This is a genomic window from Pseudomonas sp. AK181 (genome assembly GCF_051122975.1).
Taxonomy (GTDB): domain Bacteria; phylum Pseudomonadota; class Gammaproteobacteria; order Pseudomonadales; family Pseudomonadaceae; genus Aquipseudomonas; species Aquipseudomonas lactis.
Genome location: NZ_CP146348.1, coordinates 2,907,301 through 2,930,482, shown reverse-complemented (window position 1 = coordinate 2,930,482; position 23,182 = coordinate 2,907,301). Strand labels below are relative to the sequence as shown.

The window sequence follows — 23,182 nt, the reverse complement described above, 5'->3', positions numbered from 1 at the left end:
GTTACTTGAAACCGGACAATAGAATGACCACCCAGGCTGTGCTGGAGGACCTCAACGATCTCTACTATTTCTCCATGGTCGCCGAGCACGGCGGGTTTTCGGCGGCGGGACGGGTGCTGGGCATCCCCAAGTCGCGGCTCAGCGCACGCGTCGCGGCGCTCGAACAACGCTTGGGTGCCCGCTTGTTTCATCGAACCACACGGCATGTGTCCTTGACCGACCTGGGTGAGCGATTTTTTATCCATTGCCGCGCCTCGATCACCGAAGCGCTGGCGGCCCAGGAAGTCATCGACATGGCCAGCGCCGCGCCGCGTGGGCTGGTGCGCATCAGTTGCCCGGTGCTGGCGACGCAGGTATTCCTGGCCCCTAACCTGCCGGCGTTCATGACCCGCTATCCCCAGGTACGCGTGCAGGTGCTTGCCACCGATCGCACGGTGGACCTGCAGGCAGAATCCATGGACATCGCCGTGCGGCTACGCCAGCCGGAGGACATGGACCCCGACCTGGTGGCCAAACCCCTGGGGATCAGCCGGCGCATCCTGGTCGCCAGCCCGGACTATCTCAAGCGCACAGGGCCGCTGTCTCATCCGGACGAGCTGGCACAACGGCCAACGCTGTACTACGAAGCGGCAGATGAGCCACAGCCGCAATGGCTGCTGGTGGGTCCCGATGGTTCACGCACCACGGCCAGGCTGCGGCCGACCTTGATGTGCCGCGAGCATGAGACGATCCTGAATGCGGCCATCCAGGGATTGGGCATCGCGATGATGCCGGACGTCGCGTGCGTGCCCGCGCTGGCTCGACAGCAACTGGTGGTGGTGCTACCAGAATGGAGTGCTCCCGAGCTGACGCTGCACCTGGCATATTCGGCGCGGCGCGGCATGCTGCCTTCGGTCAGGGCGCTGATTGACTTTCTGTCCGAGCACCTGCCGCAGATTGTGATGCAGAACTCGGTTCGGTGAGGCTGAGTGTCTACACTCCCACAGGGGATCTATGCCGGGTGCTGATTTTGTGGGCCATGCATGACCAATGTGGGAGCTGGCTTGCCTGCGATAGCGGTGGTTCAGTTGAAAATTCAGTGACTGACACTCCGCTATCGCGGGCAAGCCCGCTCCCACATTTGAATCGCCTAGACCCGCTACATCGCAGTAAGATGCTGGCTTTCTGCGGCCCTCCAACAATAAGCCCTGCCCATGCCTTTCGAACTCAGCGTTGACCTCACCACCCTGGCCATCCTGGCCGTTGTCGCTTTTATCGCCGGTTTTATCGATGCCATCGCTGGCGGTGGCGGTTTGTTGACCACGCCCGCCCTGCTCACCGCTGGCATGCCGCCGCATCTGGTACTGGGCACCAACAAACTCAGCTCCACCTTCGGCTCGGCCACCGCCAGTTTTACGTTCTACCGCCGCAAGCTGTTCCACCCACGCCAATGGGTGCACGCCATCGTCGGTACCTTGATCGGTGCGCTGACCGGCGCGGTCGTCGCCCATTACTTGCCCGCCGAAACCCTGAACAAGATGCTCCCGGTGATCGTCTTCGCCTGCGGTGTGTACCTGCTGTTCGGCGGCACGCCCAAGGCGCCGCTGGATGCCGAGGCACCGATCAAGAAGAAATGGCAAGCCACCCAGGGCTTTGGCCTGGGCTTCTACGACGGCGTGGCCGGGCCTGGCACCGGTGCGTTCTGGACGGTCAGCACGATGCTGCTGCACCCCATCGACCTGGTGAAGGCCAGCGGCGTGGCGCGCAGCATGAACTTCGTCAGCAACGCGGCGGCGCTGACGGTGTTCATCATCAATGGTTCGGTGGACTGGATCGTCGGCCTGGCAATGGGTGTGTCGGTGATGTGTGGCGCGTTCTTTGGCGCACGCAGCGCGATCAGCGGCGGCGCCAAATTCATTCGCCCGGTGTTTATCACCGTGGTGCTGGGCCTGACCGTGCGCCTAGCCTGGCAGCACTGGTTCAGCGTGGCCTAAGCGGCGGGCCACGTAGAGGTCGATGAGGTAACGCGCAATCGAGCGTGACGCCGGCAACGGCGGCAGCTCGTGGATATTGAACCACTGCGCATCCTCGATCTCGTCGGCCTGGGGCACGATATCGCCACCGGCGTATTCGGCATGAAAGCCCAGCATCATCGAGTGAGGGAACGGCCAGCATTGGCTGCCCATGTACTGGATGTTCTTGACCTCCACCTGCACCTCTTCGCGCACCTCACGGATCAGGCAGTCTTCGGCGGACTCACCCGGCTCGGCAAAACCGGCCAGAGTGCTATAGACCCCCGTGACGAAACGCGGCGAACGCGCCAGCAGGATCTCATCGCCACGGGTCACCAGCACGATCATGCTCGGCGAGATACGCGGGTAGCTGCGCAGGTCGCAGGCCTGGCAATACATCGCCCGTTCCCTCGGCACCTGCACCATCGCCTGGCCGCAACTGCCACAAAAGCGGTGCTCCCGCGCCCAGGTGCCGATCTGCGCGGCGTAGCCCAGCACCTTGTAAAGGGTGTGATCGCCTTGCAGCATAAAACCGCGCAAGCCCTGCCAACTGCACCCTGGCACATCCGCCACCGAGTCGAGTTCCAACAGGTACACCGGCTCGCCATCAAGGTGGCCGATGCCGTGTTCGGCAAACACCGACAGGTCCTGGCGCTTGAGCCATTCGCGCGGGAACAGCGGGCCGTTTGTGTCGTGTAAAAAGCCTTCGCGGCTGCGGGCGACGGCCCAGCCGCCAGGGGCGTCGTTGTCCAGCAGCGTTGTAGTAATCCAGCCTGGGGTCATGTCGGTCAATCCACGAATTCGGGTTTCTGCTTACTCATGTGGGCCGCGATGGCCACGCGCAGGTCGTTGGATTGCAACATAGCCGAGTTCCAGGTGGCAACGTATTCCAGGCCATCATTGACTGTGTGGTCACGCATGTAGCTGATCATGGCCTTGGTGCCGGTCACGGCAATCGGCGACTTGGCGGCGATTTGCTGGGCGAGGTCCATGACGCCCGCCAGCAGGCTTTCATGATCGGCAAACACGCGGTTGACCAGGCCGATGCTGCGCGCTTCTTCGGCGCCGAACTGACGGCCGGTGTAGGCCAGTTCACGCAGCATGCCGTCGCCGATAATGCGCGGCAGACGTTGCAAGGTGCCCACGTCGGCAGCCATGCCGATGTCGATTTCCTTGATCGAGAATTGCGCGTCTTCAGCTGCATAGCGCATGTCACAGGCACTGATCAGGTCGATGGCGCCGCCGATGCAGTAGCCCTGGATCGCCGCCAGCACGGGCTTGCGGCAAGTGTCCACGGCGTTGAACGAGGCTTGCAGCTCAAGGATCTTGCGGCGCAGCAGGCGCGCATTGCGACCCACGTCCTTGCCAAAATCATTGGCAATCGAGGCCAGCATCATCAGGTCGATGCCCGAGGAAAAGTGCTTGCCCGCCCCGCTGAGCACCACGACACGCACGGCGTCGGTCTCGTCGATCCATTGGAAGATGTCGATGATTTCGGTCCAGAACGCCGCGTTCATGGCGTTGATCTTTTCCGGGCGGTTGATCTGCACATGGGCAACGTTGCCGCTGAGTTCGACAACGAAGGCTTGGTATTCGGACATGGCAGTGATCCCTGACTGGCGATTGAGAAAGGCCAGACTATATCAAGGGTGCGCCACGGCGCATCGGCCAAAAGCGGGACTGCCACCGGCGCAGGAAAAGCCGCTGGATAAAACCCCGCGTACACGCCATCCTTTGCGCTTTAAGCCGCGCTCGACGTTTTAAGGATATGCCATGCACGCCCAACCCCTCGCTCCCGCCGATTTCGACTTCATTGATGCCACCTTGCTCAAATACGGCGAAGACCACTCAGTGCTGAACATGGCCGAACTAGACGGTTATTTCACCGCCCTGGTTTCCAGCCCGGCCAAGGTGGATGTGGCCGAGTGGTTCCCGGCGATCTGGGGTGGGCAAAACCCTGAATGGGACAACATGGACGAGGCCCAGGCTTTTCTCGAGCTGTGTGTACGCCATATGAATACCCTGGCCGCACAATTGGCTATTGATGCCCAGGCATTCAAAGCCCGTTTCGATGAAACAGAACATCAAGACCAGGCGGTGACCCTTGCCGAGGAATGGTGCTTTGGTTATTTGCGCGGCGTGGCGATCGCCAACTGGCCGCCATTGCCCGCTGCACAAGCCGGGCAACTGGAGCGGATTTCCTGGTGCGCCGAACAGGACAATTTCGAATTGCCGGCGGATCTGGATGTAAACGCCCATCAACAGCGGGTCAGCGAGATCGAACCGGCTGCGCGGGCGTTGCATGACTACTGGCTGAGCCAGCGTTAAGGCAGGCAAACCTTTTTTGTAGGAGCGAGCTTGCTCGCGAAAAACTTACAGGCGCCGCGTTCATTCAGGAAGCACGCTTTATCGTTGACGTTTTTCGCGAGCAAGCTCGCTCCTACAGTTAGGGCAAGTCCCCCACCACTCGACAAGCATGGCGTGTTTGCCTGATGATTCGGGTCCGCATGTCGGCCACTCCACGCCACCTCGCCTTGACCAGGAGCCTTGTACCTTGAGTTCGCAGAAAACCGTGACCGTTACACCGCCCAACTTCCCCCTCACTGGCAAGGTCGCGCCCCCCGGCTCCAAATCCATTACCAACCGTGCGCTGTTGCTGGCGGCATTGGCCAAGGGCACCAGCCGTTTGAGCGGTGCGCTCAAAAGCGATGACACGCGCCACATGTCGGTCGCCCTGCGGCAGATGGGCGTCACCATCGACGAGCCGGACGACACCACCTTTGTGGTCACCAGCCAAGGCTCGCTGCAATTGCCGGCCCAGCCGTTGTTCCTCGGCAACGCTGGCACCGCCATGCGCTTTCTCACGGCTGCCGTGGCCACCGTGCAAGGCACCGTGGTACTGGACGGCGACGAGTACATGCAAAAACGCCCGATTGGCCCGCTGCTGGCTACCCTGGGCCAGAACGGCATCCAGGTCGACAGCCCCACCGGTTGCCCACCGGTCACCGTGCACGGCATGGGCAAGGTCCAGGCCAAGCGTTTCGAGATTGATGGTGGTTTGTCCAGCCAGTACGTATCGGCCCTGCTGATGCTCGCGGCGTGCGGCGAAGCGCCGATTGAAGTGGCGCTGACCGGCAAGGATATCGGTGCCCGTGGCTACGTGGACCTGACCCTCGACTGCATGCGTGCCTTCGGGGCCCAGGTGGACGCCGTGGACGACACCACCTGGCGCGTCGCCCCCACCGGCTATACCGCCCATGATTACCTGATCGAACCCGATGCGTCCGCCGCCACGTATTTGTGGGCCGCAGAAGTGCTGACCGGTGGGCGTATCGACATCGGCGTAGCCGCGCAGGACTTCACCCAGCCCGACGCCAAGGCCCAGGCCGTGATTGCGCAGTTCCCGAACATGCAAGCCACGGTGGTAGGCTCGCAAATGCAGGATGCGATCCCGACCCTGGCGGTGCTCGCCGCGTTCAACAACACCCCGGTGCGTTTCACTGAACTGGCGAACCTGCGCGTCAAGGAATGTGACCGCGTGCAGGCGCTGCACGATGGCCTCAACGAAATTCGCCCGGGCCTGGCGACCATCGAGGGCGATGACCTGCTGGTCGCCAGCGACCCGGCCCTGGCAGGCACCGCCTGCACCGCACTGATCGACACCCACGCCGACCATCGCATCGCCATGTGCTTTGCCCTGGCCGGGCTTAAAGTCTCGGGCATTCGCATTCAAGACCCGGACTGCGTGGCCAAGACCTACCCTGACTACTGGAAAGCCCTGGCCAGCCTGGGCGTTCACCTAAACGACTGACACACAAACCTGTAGGAGCGAGCTTGCTCGCGAAAAACGCACAGGCTCCGCGTTTGTTCAGGAAACACGCGTTATCGTTGACGTTTTTCGCGAGCAAGCTCGCTCCTACATTTTGCAGCGAGATCTAGCCGGGAGCGTCAATGACCCTTCGCCAACCCTGCCCACCCGGCGCCTGTGTCTGCAACCGTGAACAACTGCTGCAAGCGCCCGGCGCGGACCTGCGCATTCTCCAACTGACGCGCCAGCAGGAAAAAATCCTGCTGGAGCGCCTGGAAAACCTCAAGAGCCTGCAAGACCTCGAACACTTGCAACAGCGGATGTACGACCAGCTGGGCATCCGCGTACACATCGCGCCGGGGCATACCGAGGTCAAGAGCATGCGCGGGATCCAGATCGTCATCGACGAACTGCCGGGCATGTGTCGCAAGACCCGCCAGTCCATCCCCGCCTCCATTCGCCGAGGCCTGGAGAAAAACCCAGAGATTGCCTACCGCTTGCTGGACGCCCACGACCTGTTTCGCGACGTCTGAATTATCCCGCCACTGCTTCTCGCTCGAACAACTCTTGCCCCACAGCCCGGGCCTTGTGCAAGTGCGCCTGGGCCGTGCCACTTTCCGAGTCCAGCAACAACTCGGAGGTGAGTACCCGCGCCCCGCAATAATCAAAGATGCCGTAGTCGATCTGGGTGTTCATGGCCTTGGCATAACCGTGTCGTTCGAAGGCGCTTTCGTCAGCCGCTCCCAGGGCCAGCACATGCACATGCAAATGCCTGAGTTTCTTCTGCACCGGTGTATCGGGGCCGTAATCGATCGCCCAACCATTGACGAATACGCGGTCGACCCAGCCCTTGAGCAACGCTGGCATCGACCACCAGTAGATAGGGAATACCAGCACCAGTGCGTCGGCGCGGTCAATACGGGCCTGTTCGGCCAGCACGTCAGCGGGTGGCACCGCCCGAGTACGGTGCACCCGATGGTCGGCGGCGGTGTAGCGTGGGTCGAACCCTTCAGCGGCAAGGTCGGCTATTTCAAAGGTGTGGCTATTGGCATTCAAGCCCGCCCCCACCTCGGCGGCCACACTATGGGTGAGGGATTGCGGGTCGTGATGGGCAACAACGATCAGTGCGTGCATGACTTTGACTCCGTTTAGGCTTAATCTACTTTTAGTAAGTTACGTCGAATAAGTTACTTTTGGTATATAAGCATGTCAAGCAGTGAATCCCCTGCCCCACGTCGTCGTTTATCTCGTGAAGATCGCCTGCGTCAGCTACTCGACGTGGCCTGGCAATTGGTGCGTGACGAAGGCACCGACGCCCTGACCCTGGGCCGCCTGGCCGAGCTGGCGGGCGTCACCAAGCCGGTGGTGTACGACCACTTCGCGACGCGCGCGGGGTTGCTGGCCGCGCTGTATGCAGACTTCGACGAGCGCCAGGACCAGGTATTTGCCAATGCCATCGCCACCAGCAATGCGACCCTCGAGGACCGCGCGTGGGTCATCGCCTCGTCGTATGTTGATTGTGTGCTGTTGCAAGGTCGGGAAATCCCCGGCGTGATTGCCGCCTTGAGCGGTTCGCCAGAGTTGGAGGCGTCCAAGCGTGAATACGAGGCGATCTTCCTCGATAAATGCCGGGACGCGCTGTCGCCCTTCACCGCTGGCGGCAGCATTTCCCAGGCCGGCCTGCGCGCCATGCTCGGCGCGGCGGAAGCGCTGTCCCACGCGGCGGCCAATGGCGAGATCAGCCGCGAGGAAGCTCAGCAGGAGCTGCTGGAGACTATCCTCGGGATGGTCAGGCGGGTCAGGCCGTAGGCAGACGGCCCTGGACGAACAGGTGCGCCTTGCGCGTCAACTGGTCCAGGTGCCGATCACGCTGTTTCTCTGCGTCGACCATGGCGCGCTTGCCGTGTTTTTGCAGCAGGTAGGTGTGGATCTGCCGCACTTCCAGCGAGCTGTAGATCGAGGCCACATCCAACACGCCCATCAGCCCATCGGTGGCGTAGTTGCGGGTGTTCATCACGACCTGGGTGCCACGCGCACCGCGCACCTGGAAACCCAGGGCTTCGAACACCGCGACCTTCTCTACCGCACAGGCCAGTTCGGCGTGGGGATAACGCGCCAAGACCTCGTCCAGCATGCTGCGTGCCACACCCTGGCGACGAAAGCCGGCCTGCACCGCCATAAACGCGATGCCACACGCGTGCGGATCATCCTTCACCGGCAGATACAGGCAAAAGCCCACCACCGCGTCGTCTTCCATCGCCACGACCAACTCCACCGCAACGCCCTTTTCGCCATTCAACGCCTCAAGGTACAGGTGCACCTCAAACCCGATGGCGTACTGATAGATGTTGTACAGCAGGTTGCTCGGTGCCAACGCCACGCTGCTGATATCGGTGAGGTTGTCTACCACCATCTGCAGGATCTGGCTGTTGATCGGTTCGGGGCACGGTGTGGTGTAGCGGGTAAGGCTGAACATGCAAATTCCTGGGGTTTCGCGTCAAGGCAGCGGCGATTGTACCTGTTGCGGGCCGCTCATGGCCCGCACACCTCGCGCAAACAGGTGCGCAGCCATCGATGGGCCAGGTCGGCGTCCTGTCGCGGGTGCCACAGCATCGCCACGGTAAACGGCGGCAATGTCACCGGCAGCTCAAAGCAGTGCAAGCCTTCAGGCGGCACGGTGAGGTAGCGCTCAGGCACGCTGGCGATCAGGTCGGTGACCCGCGCCAGGGCGATGGCCGTGTTGAAACCGGCGACCACGATGCTGACCTGCCGGACCAGACCTTGCGCCTCCAGGGCCTCGTCGATCTGGCCACGGTCCTGGCCGCGCCGCGACACATAGACGTGTTGTCCCTGGGCGAAACGCGCTGCGCTCAAAGGGCCGCGACTCAGAGGATGGCCCTCGCGCACCACGCCCACCAGGCGGTCACGAAACAGCGCCTGGGTCAGCACCTCGGGGCTGGCGCCGACATCGACCACACCGGTTTCCAGGTCGACACCACCGTCGCGTAGCAACGCACTGTGCTTGTCGCTCTTGTGCACAAAGCGCAAGCGCACACCGGGTGCCTCCTGGGCGATACGCGCCAGCAATGCGGGGCCGAAGCGTTCGACGAACTCCTCACTGGCGCGCAGGGTGAAGGTGCGCACCACCGCCCCCAAGTCCAAGGTGTGCGCCGGGCGCAATACGGCGTGGGCGTCCTGCACCAGTTGGCTGACCTGCTCGCGCAGCTGCAACGCCCGGGGCGTCGGCACCAGGCCGCGACCGGCGCGCACCAGCAACGGGTCGCCCGTGGCCGCGCGCAAACGCGCCAGGGCCCGGCTCATGGCCGAAGGGCTCAGGCGCAAGCGCTGGGCAGCGCGAGCGACGCTGCCTTCGGCAAGCAACACGTCCAGGGTGATGAGTAAATTGAGGTCGGGCATGCGGGCTCCTTAATCAGGCGTTCGGTGCAGCTATAACCTGCAACCCATGCGTCTTCCGCCATGTTAGGCGACGCCGTAGATTTGTGACACGTGCATTCACTCAAGGAAACGCGCATGCAAACCTCCACACGCGGCGGCCTGGTCGCTTTGTCGTTGTCCATGCTGCTGGCCGCCCTGGGCACCAGCATCGCCAATGTTGGCCTGCCTAGCCTGGCGCACGCCTTCGGGGCCTCGTTTCATGCCGTGCAGTGGGTGGTGCTCGCCTACCTGCTGGCCATCACCGCCGTGATCGTCAGCGCCGGGCGCCTGGGCGACCGTCTGGGGCGCCGGCGCTTGCTGCTGGCCGGCTTGCTGGTGTTTGCCCTGGCCTGCGCCGGGTGTGGCATCGCGCCAACCCTGCCCTGGCTGATCGGCGCACGGGCCTTCCAGGGCCTGGGCGCGGCGATCATGATGGCGATGACCCTGGGCATGGTGGGTGACACCGTCACTCAAGAAAATACCGGCCGAGTCATGGGCCTGCTCGGCACAATGTCGGCACTCGGCACGGCCATGGGGCCGAGTGTCGGCGGAGTATTGCTCAGCCTGTGGAGCTGGCGCGCGCTGTTTTTGATCGGCCTGCCCTTGGCGGGTGTGGCTGCCGCCCTCGCCTATCGTTATTTGCCGGTGGATGCTGACCGCCGCGACGCTTGGCCAGGCGATACATTCTGGGCGCCCCTGCGCGATGCGCAATTGCGTGCCGGCTTGGCCATGAGTGCCCTGGTGTCGGCGGTGATCATGGCCACGTTTGTGGTGGGCCCGTTCTACCTGTCCCGTAGTCTGGGCCTCGATCCCGCCTGGATGGGCTTGGCCATGGCCGTGGGGCCAGCGGTTGCAGCGGTTACCGGTGTGCCGGCGGGTTACCTGACCGATCGCCTCGGCAGCCAGCGCCTGATCCTCTTGGGATTGGGTGTGATGCTGTGCGGCGCCTTGTTGCTGTCGCAGGTGTCCGGGCTTGGCGTTTATCTCGCGGCCCTGATCGTGTTGACGGCCGGCTACAGCCTGTTCCAGGCGGCCAACAACACGGCGGTGATGAGCGACATACAGGCGACCCGCCGAGGCACGGTGTCCGGCCTGCTGAATCTGTCGCGCAACCTGGGCCTGATTTTCGGCGCATCGGCCCTCGGCGCAGTATTTGCCCGCGCCACCCCGGATGTCAGTCACGCTGCGCCACAGGCGGTAGCTGCCGGCTTGCACGCGACCTTCGCCATGGCCGCGGGTTTGATACTGGTGGCCATTTTGGTGAAGGTCTTGGCCCAGCGCGATCAGGGCGCGAAACACTCGGCATTCAAGAATTGAGCAAAAAAGTTCGGACCAACGGGTGCATGGATGCACCTGGATCGCGCATCATGGGCACTTTCAAGCTCAAGGGTAACGTCCATGCGCGTTCTGTCATTGATGATGGGTCTTACGACGCTGGCCGCCACTACGGTGTTCTGCGCCAGCGCGATGGCGAATGAAGAAAGTCAGTTAGTCCAACAGATCAACCAATACCGCAGCCAGGTACAACGCTGCGGTGACCAGGGTTCCCAGGAGCTGCCACCGCTGGCCAGCGACACACGGCTGGTGTTGCCGGCCTCCAACGTCGGCGATTTGCAGCAGTCGCTGGCGCGGGCTGCGTACCCCATGGTGAACGTGCAGGCCATCAGCCTGTCCGGGCCCAAGGATGCCCAGGCCGCCATGAAGGCGGTACGCGAAAGCTTCTGCCGCGTAGTGCTCGATCCGCAATTTGTCGACATCGGCGTCAGCAACAGCGGCCAGGACTGGCGCATCGTGCTGGCCCGCCCGCTGCTGACCAGTGGCCTGGGCGACTGGCAGACCGAAGGCAGAAAACTGCTCGACCTGATCAACACCGCGCGTGCCGAGCCGCGCCAGTGCGGCACCCAGGCGTTCACCGCGACCACACCGCTGTCGTGGAACGACACGCTGGCCAGCGCGGCCAACAGCCACACGCGCAACATGGCCAATGGCAACTTCTTCGACCACCTGGACCACGACGGGCGTACGCCCGGTGACCGCGCCGAACTGGCCGGGTATATCGCGAAGAACATCGGCGAAACCATCGCCGCCGGCCTCGACACGCCGCGCAAGGTCGTCGACGGTTGGCTCGCCAGCCCCGGCCACTGCGCCACCCTGATGAACCCGCAATTTCGCGACTTGGGTGCCGCCTACGCGATGGACCCCAAGAGTGACGCGGGCATCTATTGGACGGGTTTATTCGGCACGCAATAAAGGTTGGGCGCCGGCCCAACCCGGCCAATGATGACGGTGTGAAAATAGACAATGAAATCAAAGTGCTATCAGGGAGATAATCGCGCTGAACTGAATGCGGTCATTCCGGTCTGTTGCTAGTCGGTGTGACTCTTCAAAGCTAAACAATGCGTGGCAAGCAAGGTGTGAACCCAATGATGAATTGGCTGCAAGGCAGCAGCGAAATGGCAGAGCGGGTTCGTCAGCATGATTGGGCCAATACGCCCCTGGGGCCGCTTGAGCACTGGCCCGATGTGTTGAAGACAACCGTTGCGCTGTCCTTCGCGTCGAGTTTCCCCCAGGCCATTGTCTGGGGGCCTCAGTTGATTACCCTCTACAACGATGCGTTTACGCCGATCCTGGGGAGCAAACCCGACGCGTTGGGCCGCCCGTTCAACGAGATCTGGCACGAGGTGTGGGACGATATCAGCCCTATCGCCGACGCCGCGTTCGACGGGCATGCCACCTATATCGAAAACTTCCCGCTGTTGATTCAACGCAACGAAGCGCCGGAACAAGCCTATTTCACCTTTTGCTACAGCCCGATTCGCAATGCCCAAGGCGTGGTGGTCGGTTTGCTCGACACGGTGACCGAAACCACTGCCACGGTGTTCCTGGCCCGTCGTCTTGAAGTGCTGGACGCCATTAGCAACTGCGTGACCAACGCCACCGACGCCGAAAGCATCATGACGTCGACCACCCGTTTGTTGGCCCAGCACCTGCAGGTGTCCATCTGCGCCTACGCCGACATGGACGAGGATCAAGACGGCTTCACCATTCGCGGCGACTGGTCGGCGCAAGGCTCGCCGAGCATCATCGGCCATTACAGCCTGGCGGCGTTTGGCGAATGCGCGGTCAACTGCCTGCGTGCCGGCGAGCCACTGGTGATACGCAATAATCTGATCGAGTTGCCGCCCCATGATGCCGCAAGCTTCCAGGCGCTCGGTGTGACAGCCACTATTTGCATGCCCTTGATCAAAGACGGGCGGCTCACCGCACTGATGGCCGTACACGACAAAGTGCCGCGCTTTTGGTCGTCCTACGACATCGCGCTGTTGGGCGAAGTCACCGAACGTTCCTGGGCGCATATCGAGCGCGTGCGTGCCGACGCCGCCGTGCGTAAGGGCCTGGCCGCCTATGCGGAACTCAATGCCAGCCTCGAGCAGCGCGTGAATGAGCGTACCCGTGCGCTGGCCGAAGCCGAAGCTGCACTGCGCCAGTCACAAAAACTGGAGGCCATCGGCCAACTGACCGGTGGCGTCGCCCATGACTTCAACAACCTGCTGACCATTATCCGCTCATCCGTGGATTTCCTGCGCCAACCGGGCCTGTCCGAAGAACGTCGGCAACGCTATATGTGCGCGGTGTCCGACACCGTGGAGCGCGCCAGCAAGCTCACCAGCCAACTGCTCGCCTTTGCCCGTCGCCAACCGTTGAACCCGCAGGTGTTCGATGTCGGCCAGCGCGTGCAGAACATCGGCGAGATGCTCGAAAGCGTCACCGGCGCACGCATTCATGTGCAGGTGCAATTGCCCGATCAGCCCTGCTATGCGCGCATCGACCCCAGCCAGTTCGAAACCGCGCTGATCAACATCGCCCTCAACGCCCGCGATGCGATGGACGGCCAGGGTACCCTGACCCTCAAGGTCGCCGGGCAGCAAACGCTGCCACGTATTCGCGGGGATGCCGAGTCGTGCATGCCCTACATCGCCATCTCCCTGGCCGACACCGGCACCGGAATTCCCAGCGATACTTTCGAGCGCATTTTCGAGCCGTTCTTCACCACCAAGGCCGTGGGCAAAGGCACGGGCCTGGGCCTGTCGCAGGTATTCGGCTTTGCCAAGCAGTCAGGCGGCAATATCGATGTGGCCAGCACCCTGGGCCACGGCACGGTGTTTACCTTGTACCTGCCGCAAGTCGAAGGCGAAGCGGCGCCGGATCAAGACCCGCATGCAGACCTGCCTGCGCCGCAAGAGGCGGCTCATCAGCACGTGCTGATCGTCGAGGACAACCTTGAGGTGGGACGCTTCGCCAGCCAGATCCTCAAGGACCTGGGTTACCAGACCACCTGGGCGACCAATGCCGAACAGGCGCTGAACCTCGCCGGCACAGACGTCCAGGGGTTTGACGCGATTTTCTCCGACGTGGTGATGCCCGGCATGACCGGCGTGGCCATGGCCAAGCTGCTGCGCCAGCGCCGCCCGGACCTGCCGGTGGTGCTCGTCTCCGGCTACAGCGAGGAGCTGGCGGACAGCGGCTATGAAGGCTTTGAATTCCTCGCCAAGCCCTACTCCGCCGACCAGGTTGCGCGGGTGCTGGCAAAGGCGATGTGCAAGGATCAGTCGACGACCGCCACCTGATTGCGGCCCGATGCCTTGGCCTGGTACAGGGCCTTGTCGGCGCTGTTCATCAAGCCGTTCAAGTCCAGATGCTGAGCGTGGGTGGATGCCACGCCCAGGCTGGCGCTCACCCCCTGTACCGGGTCGGCGGGCAAATCACCAATTTTCTGGATCAACTGCTCGGCAATGCCGCGCGCGGTCTCCAATGAGGTATTGGGCAGCAACACCGCAAACTCCTCGCCTCCCAGGCGACCGTAGATATCGGTCTGGCGAAAGGATGCGCTGATCACCGCGCCAATCTGGCGCAACACCTGGTCACCGGCTTGGTGGCCGTAGGTGTCATTGATGGCTTTGAAGTGGTCCATGTCCATCATCAACGCACACAGCGGCTGCTGCTCGCGCAGGCACTGCGCGTAGAGCAACTGGGCCTGTTCGTAAAACGCCCGACGGTTCATCAGCCCGGTCAGCTCATCGGTCTGGGCGGCGCGGGTGGAAATGTGATGAGCGCGCTCCATTTGCCGCGTCAGGCGAAAGGCTTTTTCCAGGGCATCGGAGAGCTTGCGCGTCGCACCCGCCACAAACGAGGCAAACACCAGCACTGCCAGCGCCACGCCGACTTGCATCGGTGAGGGCTGGAGCAGCATCCATACCGTACAGGGAAGCAACACCAGCGCCATGGAGCCCAGCGTCATGTAGCGATAGGCCGAATAACAGGACACCGCGCTCACCGACATGCCCACGGTAAACAGCATCACCAACACCTGGGATAAGCGGTCATCGACCGGCATCACCGCCAGCGCCCCGCCGCCCCAGATACCCGCCGACAGCATCAGCGTGACCCAGTAGCGGCGTTCCCAACGGGCGGGTGTACGCCCCGCGTCCGGGCAGCGAAACCATTGCACGAACAGATGCAGACGCACCAATGTTGAACCCGCCAAGAGTACCAGCCACACCAGGATGACCTGATGATCGAACCGATCCCAGCACAGCCAGCAGAGCATGACGGCGCCCAGGTAACTGCCGAAGATCGCCGAGAATGATTGACGAAACAGCTGGTGCAAACGGTCGGTTCGCACCTGCTCTTCGATTTGCTGACCCTGATCTTGCCCGAGGCTATTCATGGGATTGGCCTGTGTGAACGGCGACGACAAAGGCGCCATTGTGGCACCTTGCCAGCAAGCCGAACAGCAGCATCCGCCGTGCTAGAGCGTTTCAGGCTCCTCGGGCCGCAAAATCAGCACACCCAAGGGCGGCAAGTTCAGCGACAGCGACACCGGTTGCCCATGGCGCGGCTCATCCTGGGTAAATACGGCGCCACCGTTACCGTAATTGGAGCCGGCGTAGGTATCGGCGTCACTGTTGATCACCTCACTCCAGCGCCCGCCAAACGGCACACCGACCGCGTAGCCTTCACGCGGCACCGGGGTGAAGTTGGCCACCACCAACACCGGTTTGCCGTCCTTGCTCCAGCGCAACCAGGCGTAGACGCTGTTGATCGCGTCGTCGCCGATCAGCCATTGGAAGCCCTGGGGCGCATCGTCCTGTTCGTGCAACGCAGGTTCTTCGCGGTATAGCCGGTTCAGGTCGCCCACCAGCTTCTGCACGCCACGGTGCTCGGGGTATTGCAGCAAATACCAATCCAGTTGCTGGTCGTGGTTCCACTCGCGCCATTGGCCAAATTCGCAACCCATGAACAGCAGCTTCTTGCCGGGGTGCATCCACATGAAACTGAGGTAGGCGCGCAGGTTGGCAAATTTCTGCCAGCGGTCGCCGGGCATCTTGTCGATCAGCGAGTGCTTGCCGTGCACCACCTCATCATGGGAAATCGGCAGGATAAAGCGCTCGGACCAGGCGTACACCAGCCCGAAACTCAGCTCGTTGTGATGATGGGCGCGGTACACCGGGTCTTGCTGGATGTAATGCAAGGAGTCGTGCATCCAGCCCATGTTCCATTTGTAGTTGAAGCCCAGGCCACCCTGTTGGGTCGGCTGGCTGACGCCGGGCCAGGCCGTGGACTCCTCGGCAATCACCAAGGCGCCCGGTGCTTCAAGGGCGACCACGTCGTTCAGGTGCCGCAAGAAGTCGATGGCTTCCAGGTTCTCGCGACCGCCATGGCGGTTGGGCACCCATTCACCGGCCTTGCGCGAATAATCGCGATACAGCATGGAGGCCACGGCGTCCACGCGCAGGCCGTCCACATGGAAATGTTTGAGCCAATGCAAGGCCGACGCGAGCATGAAACCGTGGACCTCGGTGCGGCCCAGGTTGTAGATCAGCGTGTCCCAGTCCTGGTGAAAACCTTCCAGGGGGTTGGCGTATTCGTACAGCGCGGTACCGTCAAATTGCGCCAGGCCGTGGGTATCGGTGGGGAAATGCGCCGGCACCCAGTCGAGAATCACACCGATATCGGCCTGATGGCAGGCATTGACGAACCAGGCAAAGTCTTCCGGCGAGCCAAAGCGCGCGCTGGGGGCAAACTGGGATAACGCCTGATAGCCCCAGGAGCCACCGAAGGGGTGCTCCATGATCGGCATCAGTTCGATATGGGTGAAGCCCAATTGTTGAACGTAAGGAATCAGGCGTTCGGCCAGTTCGCGCCAACCGTATTGACGGGCCACTTCACCGGCCTCGTCCAACTCGCACTGCCAGGACCCCACGTGCAACTCATAGATCGACAACGGCGCGGTGGATTTCTGCTTGTCGCCCCGCGATTGCATCCACTCATGGTCTTGCCAATCCACTTGCAAAGGTGCGGCGACCTTGGAAGCGGTGTCCGGCGGCAGTTGGGTGGCCAGCGCCACGGGGTCGGCCTTGAGCGGCAAAATGCCGTGGGCGCCTAGAATTTCGTACTTATAAGCCGCGCCCGGTTGCAGGCGCGGGATGAAGATTTCCCACACGCCCGATGGATGGCGCAGGCGCATCGGATGACGGCGCCCGTCCCAGATATTGAAGTCGCCCACCACCGAAACCCGCCGCGCATTCGGCGCCCAGACGGCAAAGCGCACGCCTTGCACGCCATCGACGCTGACCACCTGTGCCCCCAGGCAGTTGCCCAGGTCACGGTGATTGCCTTCGGCAAACAGGTACAGGTCCATCTCCCCCAGCAATAATTGGCTGAAGCTGTAAGGGTCTTCGGTGATCTGCTCACCGCCGGCCCACTGGATTTTCAGCAGGTAGGGCTGGCGAGTGCTGAAGTGCCCGACAAACAGGCCCGGCACCTGGGTGGCGTCGAGGCTGCCAAACGGCTCGCCCGTGTCACGCGCCAGCACCTGAACACTCAGGGCCTCCGGCAGGAACGCACGGATAAACTGGCCGCCCTGCTCGTCATCATGGGGCCCCAGGATCGAAAAAGGATCGGGGTGCTCGGCGCGCACCAGCGCATCGACGTCCTTGGACGCCGGCAATGCAGTCAGCTTGGGCTGCAGCGGTTCTCTCTGTGTAAAACTCATGACGTCTCCCCACCGCGTACAGGTTTAGATATAGGTGTCAGCCCGTTCAGCAAGCCGTGTAGCCCTTGCAGGGGCACCGGCAGCCAGGTCGGGCGGTTTTCTGCTTCGTAGGCCACTTCGTACGCGGCCTTTTCCAGGCTGAACAAGGTCAGCGCTGCGTCGTGGCCGTTGGCATCCTGCCAGTCATGCGCCAGTGTAGACGCAGCGGCCTGATAAGCCTGGGTAAATGCCACGCGGGCTTCATTCAGGTAGCGGTCGGTCACCCGCTTGCGCGCCGCGTTCGCTTCTGGCGTGTGATCCACCCCCTGCACATTCAGCGCCATGGCCGCGGCATAATCGAAGGAACGCAGCACACCGCTCACATCTTTATAAGGGCTGTGTTTGCCGCGCCGTTCATGCAGCGGCCGCGCCGGCTCGCCTTCAAAGTCGATCAAGTAGGCATCGCCCTTGACCACCAATACCTGGCCCAGGTGCAAGTCACCGTGGACGCGAATGCGCAACCCGCCCGCCGTGGCTTTGGCCAACGCCTGGACATGCGCCGCAATGGCTTTTTTCTGCGCCAGTAATTCACTGACCAACGCCTGGTCGGCGGGGTTCAACTGGGTTTGGTGAAGCTTGAGCAACTGCAGGGCACGCTCGATCTGAGCGCCCACATCCTTGGCCCAGGCTTGGGTGTCCTTGGCCGTGGTGACTTCGGGCTTGAAGGCTTTATCGCTCGTTGGCGCGCCCAATACCACGTGCATTTCACCCAGGCGCTGACCGAGCAAGCCGGCAAAATCCGCCAGTTCGCCGAGGGCGTTGTAGTGCTGTTCCTGTTCAGAGATCGCGTCGGCCAGCTCATCGCGGATCGCGCGCTCCAGGTTGTTCTGGGTCCAGCTCCAGGCATCGCCCTGATTGCTCAGGTAACCCTGGGCAATCATCAGCAGGTTGTCCTGCCCCTGCCCGTCGCGGCGGCTCATAAAACCCAGCAGCGGCGAGATATTCGGGTAGCCGGCGGCGGTCAGGTAGGCACTCATTTCCAGCTCCGGGTGCACACCGGCGCTGACTTTACGAATCAGCTTGAGCACCAGGCTGTCACCGACCACCACCGAGCTGTTGGACTGCTCGGCAGACAAATAACGCACCGGCGATTCACGGGTCAGTTGCAGTGCGGCCAGGTGTTCAGTTGCCTCAAACCGCAGGTCGCCGTCAGGGGTATTGAGCACGGTGCCGGCCTGCATGGCCTGGATCACCTCAAGGATAAAATGCTCCAGGCTGAAGGCATCGGTCACCAAGCCAACCTGGCGGGTACGTCGCACCCGGGCCAAGGCCAATTGCTGGGGCAAGGCGCTGGTGAACTGGTCTTCGCCAAGGAAGCCCAAGGGCAGTTGGTAGCGGCTGATCTGGCCAGCACTGGTCACTTCGATCTCACTGAGCAACACTGGATGCTGCGGGTCGCCAAAACGCACGCCGTAGGCGATGTGTACCGTGTCGATTGCTGTGTCTTTGCCGGCAAACCAGCGACGCTTGGGCAGCCAGGCGGGCAATGAAGTGTGCTCAAGGCTGGTGCGGCAAGGTTCTTCCAGTAACTCTTCCATGCGCTTTTTCAGTACCAAAGTGGTGAAGTCGGGCATGCTTTGCGCCGGTTCCACATGCCAGCTGGGCATCTGGTTTTCCGCGGCCAGCACGAACCAATAGAAACCATAGGGCGCCAGGGTCAGCAGGAAATTCAGCTGGCCGATCGGCGGGAAAGCATTACCGCCGAGCATCTCCACCGGCACCATGCCGGCAAAGGCCGACAGGTCCAGCTCCGCCGCCTGGGCGCTGCGCGACACGTTGGCCACGCACAGGATGATCTCGGTGTGGCCGTCTTCACCGGTGTATTCACGGGTGTAAGCCAGGATGCGCCGGTTACTCGGCGAGAGCATTTTCAGGCTGCCACGGCCAAACGCCTTGGATTGTTTGCGCACTGCGAGCATGCGCCGGGTCCAGTTGAGCAATGAGTGCGGGTCCTGGGCCTGGGTCTCGACGTTGACCGACTGGTAGCCATATTGCGGGTCCATGATCGGCGGCAGCACCAGGCTGGCCGGGTTGGCACGGGAAAAGCCGCCATTGCGGTCGATGGACCATTGCATGGGCGTGCGCACGCCGTCACGGTCGCCCAGATAGATGTTGTCGCCCATGCCGATTTCATCGCCGTAGTACAAGGTCGGCGTGCCCGGCATCGACAGCAACAGGCTGTTAAGCAGTTCCACCCGCCGACGATCGCGCTCTACCAGCGGCGCCAGGCGTCGTCGAATGCCCAGGTTGATGCGGGCGCGGCGGTCTGCGGCGTAGTAGTTCCACAGGTAGTCGCGCTCCTTGTCGGTGACCATTTCCAGGGTCAGCTCATCATGGTTGCGCAGGAAAATCGCCCACTGGCAGTTGGCGGGAATCTCCGGAGTCTGGCGCAGAATGTCGGTAATGGGGAAGCGATCTTCCTGGGCCAACGCCATGTACATGCGCGGCATCAGCGGGAAGTGAAACGCCATGTGGCATTCATCGCCGTCATCACCCTTTCTGTCGCCAAAGTACAGCTGCGTGTCTTCCGGCCATTGGTTGGCTTCGGCCAGCAGCATGCGGTCGGGGTAATGGGCGTCTATCTCGGCACGGATCTGCTTGAGGACGTCGTGGGTTTCGGCGAGGTTTTCGTTATTGGTGCCATCCCGTTCGATCAGGTACGGAATGGCGTCCAGGCGCAGGCCGTCGATGCCCAGGTCGAGCCAATAGCGCATCACCGACAGCACCGCTTTCATGACCTGCGGGTTATCGAAGTTGAGGTCGGGTTGGTGCGAGTAAAAGCGGTGCCAGAAGTACTGGCCGGCCACCGGGTCCCAGGTCCAGTTGGACTTTTCGGTGTCGAGGAAAATAATGCGCGTGCCGTCGTATTTCTGGTCATCGTCCGACCACACGTAGAAGTCCCGGGCGGCCGAGCCTGGCTTGGCCTTGCGCGCACGCTGGAACCAGGGGTGCTGGTCAGAGGTGTGGTTGATCACCAGTTCAGTGATCACCCGCAGCCCGCGTTGGTGGGCCTGGGCGATAAAACGCTTGGCGTCGGCCATCGTCCCGTAGTCGCTGTGCACGCCGCGGTATTCGGCAATGTCGTAGCCGTCATCACGACGCGGCGAGGGGTAGAACGGCAGCAGCCAGATGGTGTTCACGCCCAGGTCAGCGATGTAGTCGAGTTTGGCGATCAGCCCGGCAAAGTCGCCAATGCCGTCGTTGTTGGAGTCGAAATAGGATTTGACATGAACCTGGTAGATCACCGCGTCTTTGTACCAGAGCGGGTCTTTGATAAAGGTGGCTGCCTTGGGTTTCTTGGCCATTGCAAACTCCTGGAAATACTAAGCTCTAGAGATCGTTCCCACGCTCTGCGTGGGAATGCAGCCCGGACGCTCCGCGTCCCAAGCGCGACGCAGAGCGTCAAGTGAGGCATTCCCACGCAGAGCGTCAAGTGAGGCGTTCCCACGCAGAGCGTGGGAACGAGCACTCAGGGTGTGCTGATGCGCCAGATGCCGAACGGCATCTGCGGCTCCAGCCGGGTCCATTGGGTCTTGCCGTACCAGGTCCAGCGGTGGCCGTTCATCAAGTCTTCGCCCTGGGTCTGGGCATCGTCGGGCAAGCCCATCTCCCACAGTGGCAATTCGAAGTGGGCTTCCTGGGCGTTGTGCGGGTCGAGGTTGACGGCGACCAGAATGAAATTGCTGCCGTCCTCGCTGCGCTTGCCGAAATACAGGATGTTGTCGTTCCAGGCGTTGTAGAGCTTGAGCCCCAGGTGCGTGTGCAACGCCGGGTTCTGGCGGCGGATGCGATTGAGCTGGGCGATCTCGGCGATGATGTTGCCGGGCGCGGTGAAGTCGCGGGGGCGTATCTCGTACTTCTCCGAGTCCAGGTATTCCTCTTTGCCCGGCACCGGCGCGGCTTCGCACAACTCAAAGCCTGAATACATCCCCCACAAGCCCGAGCCCATGGTGGCCAACGCGGCACGGATCAGGAAGCCTGCACGGCCGGATTCATGCAGGAAACCCGGGTTGATGTCCGGCGTATTGACGAAGAAATTCGGGCGGTAGCACTCACGCCAGGGCGACTGGTTCAGTTGGGTGAGGTACTCGCTCAGCTCAGCCTTGGTGTTGCGCCAGGTGAAGTAGGTGTAGCTCTGGGAATAGCCGACCTTGCCCAGGCGCGCCATCATCGCCGGGGTGGTGAAGGCTTCGGCGAGGAAGATCACCTCCGGGTACTTGGCACGCACGTCGCTGATCAGCCATTGCCAGAACGGCAGCGGCTTGGTGTGCGGGTTGTCGACGCGAAAGGTCTTCACGCCCTCTTCCACCCAGCCCACCACGATATCGCGCAGTTCGGTCCACAGGCTCGGGATGGCATCGGCCGCGTAGAAATCGACGTTGACGATGTCCTGGTACTTTTTCGGCGGGTTTTCCGCGTATTTAATCGTGCCGTCCGGGCGCCAGTTGAACCAACCCGGATGCTCCTTGAGCCAAGGGTGGTCCTGGGAGCACTGGATGGCGAAATCCAGGGCGATTTCCAGGCCGTGGTCGGCAGCGGCCTGGACCAGCCGGCGAAAATCATCGCGCGTGCCCAACTGCGGGTGGATCGCCTCGTGACCGCCCTCCTCACTGCCGATGGCATAGGGGCTGCCAGGATCATCGGGGCCGGCAGTGAGTGAATTGTTCTTACCCTTGCGATGGCTACGGCCGATGGGGTGAATCGGCGGGAAGTACAGCACGTCGAAGCCCATGTCATGGATCATCGGCAAACGCGCATGCACGTCGTTAAACGTGCCGTGCCGCGCCGGATCGTCGGTGATCGAGCGCGGAAACAGCTCGTACCAGCTGGCAAATTGTGCGGCCTCACGCTCCACGTCAATCGGGTACGCGGGGCTCACGCTCAAATAGGCCCGATGGTCGGCCTGGGTCATCAGGTGTGCACTGTCTTCGTGCAGGAACAACGCCACCTGCTCGGTTTCCAGCAGGCCGGAGAGTTCATGGTGCAACAACATCAAGCGGTCACGCAGTTCGTTGTCACTGCGCTCGGCGGCCTGCAACACCAGGCTGCGGCCCTCCTGCAACTCGAGGCTGACCGGCACGCCAGCTTCATGCTTCTTGCGCAGTTCGTAACAGAAGCTGGCAAAGGTGTCGATCCAGGCTTCGATGCAGTACTCATGGCGGCCTTGGCGGGCGACGGTAAACGCGCCCTCCCAACCATTGTTGCCGATATCCAGCATGACCACGCTGTGCCAGCTTTCATCTCCCAGGGCGCGCCAGCGGATCAACACCGCCAGTTTATCGTGGCCATCGGCAAACACTTTGCTGGTCACATGGACCCGCTGGCCCACCACCGCCTTGACGGCAAACTCACCGTTGTCGATGACCGGCATGGTGCTTTCGATCGCGATCCTGGGTAACAGCAGCGCCTGGGACAGCGGCAGCACGGAGTCTTCTGGAACCAGTGTTTCAGCAGTCATCGAGCATCTTCCCCTTACGCCCTGTGGACGCTCTTGGCTTGATCCGAATTCAAAGGCGGCGGCGCTCTCCCCGAGCGTGGCCGTTTAAGGTCCGAGCCTGGGCGCGCAGCAAAAGTTCAGGTGGATATGCCGCCACTGGGCAGGGAATCAATTGCCCCAGGCCGCGGTCCACCGCTAGAGCAAAGCACAAAGGAGGCCACACCGATGAATATCCCGATCCCCCCTGAACCTGAAGATCCGAATATCGACAACCCGCCTCTGCCGCCCGGCGAGCCGGCGCCCGTTCCGGAGAAAGAACCGCCGGAAAACGACCCACCGCCCGTGGAGGAGCCGCCGACCACTATGCCGCCGGTAATAGGGATCCAAGCCTGGCATTCGCCAAGCATCCAGTGATC

The 23,182-nt window shown here is 62.2% G+C and carries 19 protein-coding genes; 10 read left to right on the top strand and 9 right to left on the bottom strand.

Going from position 1 to position 23,182, the window contains the following annotated elements; translation table 11 throughout:
* The first annotated feature begins 23 nt into the window (after positions 1 to 23).
* On the top strand, positions 24 to 962 hold the full coding sequence (locus tag V8689_RS13545) for a LysR substrate-binding domain-containing protein (RefSeq protein WP_056784867.1): 939 nt from the start codon (positions 24 to 26) through the stop codon (positions 960 to 962).
* 231 nt (positions 963 to 1,193) lie between these two features.
* On the top strand, positions 1,194 to 1,973 hold the full coding sequence (locus tag V8689_RS13540) for a TSUP family transporter (protein ID WP_003191011.1): 780 nt from the start codon (positions 1,194 to 1,196) through the stop codon (positions 1,971 to 1,973).
* Here the strand turns inward: V8689_RS13540 and nudC are convergent.
* Positions 1,941 to 2,774 carry an NAD(+) diphosphatase gene (gene nudC / locus V8689_RS13535; RefSeq protein ID WP_003191009.1) on the bottom strand — a complete coding sequence of 278 codons (834 nt, stop codon included), beginning with the start codon at positions 2,772 to 2,774 and terminating at the stop codon, positions 1,941 to 1,943. The two genes, V8689_RS13540 and nudC, sit on opposite strands and share 33 nt — an antisense overlap.
* Positions 2,775 to 2,779: 5 nt before the next feature.
* Positions 2,780 to 3,592: a crotonase/enoyl-CoA hydratase family protein gene (locus V8689_RS13530; RefSeq protein WP_056784864.1), complete on the bottom strand. Its 813-nt coding sequence runs from the start codon at positions 3,590 to 3,592 to the stop codon at positions 2,780 to 2,782.
* Between the two features lie 172 nt (positions 3,593 to 3,764).
* On the opposite strand from V8689_RS13530, the gene V8689_RS13525 reads away from it, so the two are divergent.
* From V8689_RS13525 to V8689_RS13515, 3 genes are all read left to right on the top strand, one after another.
* Positions 3,765 to 4,319: a UPF0149 family protein gene (locus tag V8689_RS13525; protein WP_056784861.1), complete on the top strand. Its 555-nt coding sequence runs from the start codon at positions 3,765 to 3,767 to the stop codon at positions 4,317 to 4,319.
* Between the two features lie 226 nt (positions 4,320 to 4,545).
* Entirely contained in the window at positions 4,546 to 5,802 is a 1,257-nt protein-coding gene (locus V8689_RS13520; RefSeq protein WP_056784857.1) for a 3-phosphoshikimate 1-carboxyvinyltransferase, read from the top strand.
* A gap of 140 nt (positions 5,803 to 5,942) precedes the next feature.
* On the top strand, positions 5,943 to 6,332 hold the full coding sequence (locus V8689_RS13515) for a hypothetical protein (RefSeq protein WP_047710762.1): 390 nt from the start codon (positions 5,943 to 5,945) through the stop codon (positions 6,330 to 6,332).
* Position 6,333: 1 nt separating this feature from the next.
* On the opposite strand, the gene V8689_RS13510 is transcribed toward V8689_RS13515, so the two are convergent.
* On the bottom strand, positions 6,334 to 6,933 hold the full coding sequence (locus tag V8689_RS13510) for an NAD(P)H-dependent oxidoreductase (protein ID WP_056784854.1): 600 nt from the start codon (positions 6,931 to 6,933) through the stop codon (positions 6,334 to 6,336).
* A 72-nt stretch (positions 6,934 to 7,005) separates the two neighbouring features.
* Here V8689_RS13510 and V8689_RS13505 point away from each other — a divergent pair, with 72 nt between their 5' ends.
* Positions 7,006 to 7,608, top strand: a complete 603-nt coding sequence (locus V8689_RS13505) for a TetR/AcrR family transcriptional regulator (protein ID WP_056784850.1) — start codon at positions 7,006 to 7,008, stop codon at positions 7,606 to 7,608.
* On the opposite strand, the gene V8689_RS13500 is transcribed toward V8689_RS13505, so the two are convergent.
* Both V8689_RS13500 and V8689_RS13495 read right to left on the bottom strand, forming a co-directional pair.
* Entirely contained in the window at positions 7,598 to 8,275 is a 678-nt protein-coding gene (locus V8689_RS13500) for a GNAT family N-acetyltransferase (RefSeq protein WP_056784846.1), read from the bottom strand. The two genes, V8689_RS13505 and V8689_RS13500, sit on opposite strands and share 11 nt — an antisense overlap.
* Positions 8,276 to 8,331: 56 nt before the next feature.
* The gene (locus V8689_RS13495; RefSeq protein ID WP_056784843.1) at positions 8,332 to 9,216 is read right to left on the bottom strand and encodes a LysR family transcriptional regulator; all 885 of its coding nucleotides are present in this window, start codon (positions 9,214 to 9,216) and stop codon (positions 8,332 to 8,334) included.
* Between the two features lie 114 nt (positions 9,217 to 9,330).
* On the opposite strand from V8689_RS13495, the gene V8689_RS13490 reads away from it, so the two are divergent.
* The 3 genes from V8689_RS13490 to V8689_RS13480 all read left to right on the top strand — a co-directional run bounded on the left by V8689_RS13490 (position 9,331) and on the right by V8689_RS13480 (position 13,862).
* Entirely contained in the window at positions 9,331 to 10,551 is a 1,221-nt protein-coding gene (locus tag V8689_RS13490) for an MFS transporter (RefSeq protein ID WP_056784840.1), read from the top strand.
* An 81-nt stretch (positions 10,552 to 10,632) separates the two neighbouring features.
* A complete protein-coding gene (locus V8689_RS13485; RefSeq protein WP_056784837.1) occupies positions 10,633 to 11,484 on the top strand; it encodes a CAP domain-containing protein in 852 nt (283 codons plus the stop codon).
* Positions 11,485 to 11,657: 173 nt separating this feature from the next.
* On the top strand, positions 11,658 to 13,862 hold the full coding sequence (locus tag V8689_RS13480) for an ATP-binding protein (protein WP_056784970.1): 2,205 nt from the start codon (positions 11,658 to 11,660) through the stop codon (positions 13,860 to 13,862).
* On the opposite strand, the gene V8689_RS13475 is transcribed toward V8689_RS13480, so the two are convergent.
* The 4 genes from V8689_RS13475 to V8689_RS13460 form a co-directional block, all read right to left on the bottom strand.
* A complete protein-coding gene (locus V8689_RS13475; RefSeq protein WP_056784833.1) occupies positions 13,841 to 15,001 on the bottom strand; it encodes a GGDEF domain-containing protein in 1,161 nt (386 codons plus the stop codon). The two genes, V8689_RS13480 and V8689_RS13475, sit on opposite strands and share 22 nt — an antisense overlap.
* 42 nt (positions 15,002 to 15,043) lie before the next feature.
* Positions 15,044 to 17,290 (bottom strand): 1,4-alpha-glucan branching protein GlgB, encoded by a 2,247-nt coding sequence (gene glgB / locus V8689_RS13470; RefSeq protein WP_056784830.1) that lies wholly within the window; start codon positions 17,288 to 17,290, stop codon positions 15,044 to 15,046.
* Complete coding sequence (gene treS / locus V8689_RS13465) at positions 17,287 to 20,634, bottom strand: maltose alpha-D-glucosyltransferase (RefSeq protein ID WP_056784827.1); 3,348 nt, start codon at positions 20,632 to 20,634, stop codon at positions 17,287 to 17,289. The genes glgB and treS overlap by 4 nt, the downstream gene beginning before the upstream one ends.
* A gap of 164 nt (positions 20,635 to 20,798) precedes the next feature.
* Positions 20,799 to 22,787 (bottom strand): alpha-1,4-glucan--maltose-1-phosphate maltosyltransferase, encoded by a 1,989-nt coding sequence (locus V8689_RS13460; RefSeq protein WP_056784824.1) that lies wholly within the window; start codon positions 22,785 to 22,787, stop codon positions 20,799 to 20,801.
* A gap of 204 nt (positions 22,788 to 22,991) precedes the next feature.
* Between V8689_RS13460 and V8689_RS13455 the strand changes: the two genes are divergently transcribed.
* The gene (locus V8689_RS13455; RefSeq protein ID WP_032892035.1) at positions 22,992 to 23,180 is read left to right on the top strand and encodes a hypothetical protein; all 189 of its coding nucleotides are present in this window, start codon (positions 22,992 to 22,994) and stop codon (positions 23,178 to 23,180) included.
* Positions 23,181 to 23,182 lie beyond the last annotated feature (2 nt).

What these genes read in the sequence shown, in the direction of transcription:
- V8689_RS13515 (WP_047710762.1), top strand. Translation starts at nt 5,943, where the DNA reads ATGACCCTTCGCCAACCCTGCCCACCCGGCGCCTGTGTCTGCAACCGT.
- V8689_RS13525 (WP_056784861.1), top strand. Translation starts at nt 3,765, where the DNA reads ATGCACGCCCAACCCCTCGCTCCCGCCGATTTCGACTTCATTGATGCC.
- V8689_RS13495 (WP_056784843.1), bottom strand. Translation starts at nt 9,216, where the DNA reads ATGCCCGACCTCAATTTACTCATCACCCTGGACGTGTTGCTTGCCGAA.
- V8689_RS13530 (WP_056784864.1), bottom strand. Translation starts at nt 3,592, where the DNA reads ATGTCCGAATACCAAGCCTTCGTTGTCGAACTCAGCGGCAACGTTGCC.
- V8689_RS13545 (WP_056784867.1), top strand. Translation starts at nt 24, where the DNA reads ATGACCACCCAGGCTGTGCTGGAGGACCTCAACGATCTCTACTATTTC.
- V8689_RS13510 (WP_056784854.1), bottom strand. Translation starts at nt 6,933, where the DNA reads ATGCACGCACTGATCGTTGTTGCCCATCACGACCCGCAATCCCTCACC.
- V8689_RS13505 (WP_056784850.1), top strand. Translation starts at nt 7,006, where the DNA reads ATGTCAAGCAGTGAATCCCCTGCCCCACGTCGTCGTTTATCTCGTGAA.
- V8689_RS13540 (WP_003191011.1), top strand. Translation starts at nt 1,194, where the DNA reads ATGCCTTTCGAACTCAGCGTTGACCTCACCACCCTGGCCATCCTGGCC.
- V8689_RS13490 (WP_056784840.1), top strand. Translation starts at nt 9,331, where the DNA reads ATGCAAACCTCCACACGCGGCGGCCTGGTCGCTTTGTCGTTGTCCATG.
- glgB (WP_056784830.1), bottom strand. Translation starts at nt 17,290, where the DNA reads ATGAGTTTTACACAGAGAGAACCGCTGCAGCCCAAGCTGACTGCATTG.
- V8689_RS13460 (WP_056784824.1), bottom strand. Translation starts at nt 22,787, where the DNA reads ATGACTGCTGAAACACTGGTTCCAGAAGACTCCGTGCTGCCGCTGTCC.
- treS (WP_056784827.1), bottom strand. Translation starts at nt 20,634, where the DNA reads ATGGCCAAGAAACCCAAGGCAGCCACCTTTATCAAAGACCCGCTCTGG.
- V8689_RS13480 (WP_056784970.1), top strand. Translation starts at nt 11,658, where the DNA reads ATGATGAATTGGCTGCAAGGCAGCAGCGAAATGGCAGAGCGGGTTCGT.
- nudC (WP_003191009.1), bottom strand. Translation starts at nt 2,774, where the DNA reads ATGACCCCAGGCTGGATTACTACAACGCTGCTGGACAACGACGCCCCT.
- V8689_RS13475 (WP_056784833.1), bottom strand. Translation starts at nt 15,001, where the DNA reads ATGGCGCCTTTGTCGTCGCCGTTCACACAGGCCAATCCCATGAATAGC.
- V8689_RS13455 (WP_032892035.1), top strand. Translation starts at nt 22,992, where the DNA reads ATGAATATCCCGATCCCCCCTGAACCTGAAGATCCGAATATCGACAAC.
- V8689_RS13485 (WP_056784837.1), top strand. Translation starts at nt 10,633, where the DNA reads ATGCGCGTTCTGTCATTGATGATGGGTCTTACGACGCTGGCCGCCACT.
- V8689_RS13500 (WP_056784846.1), bottom strand. Translation starts at nt 8,275, where the DNA reads ATGTTCAGCCTTACCCGCTACACCACACCGTGCCCCGAACCGATCAAC.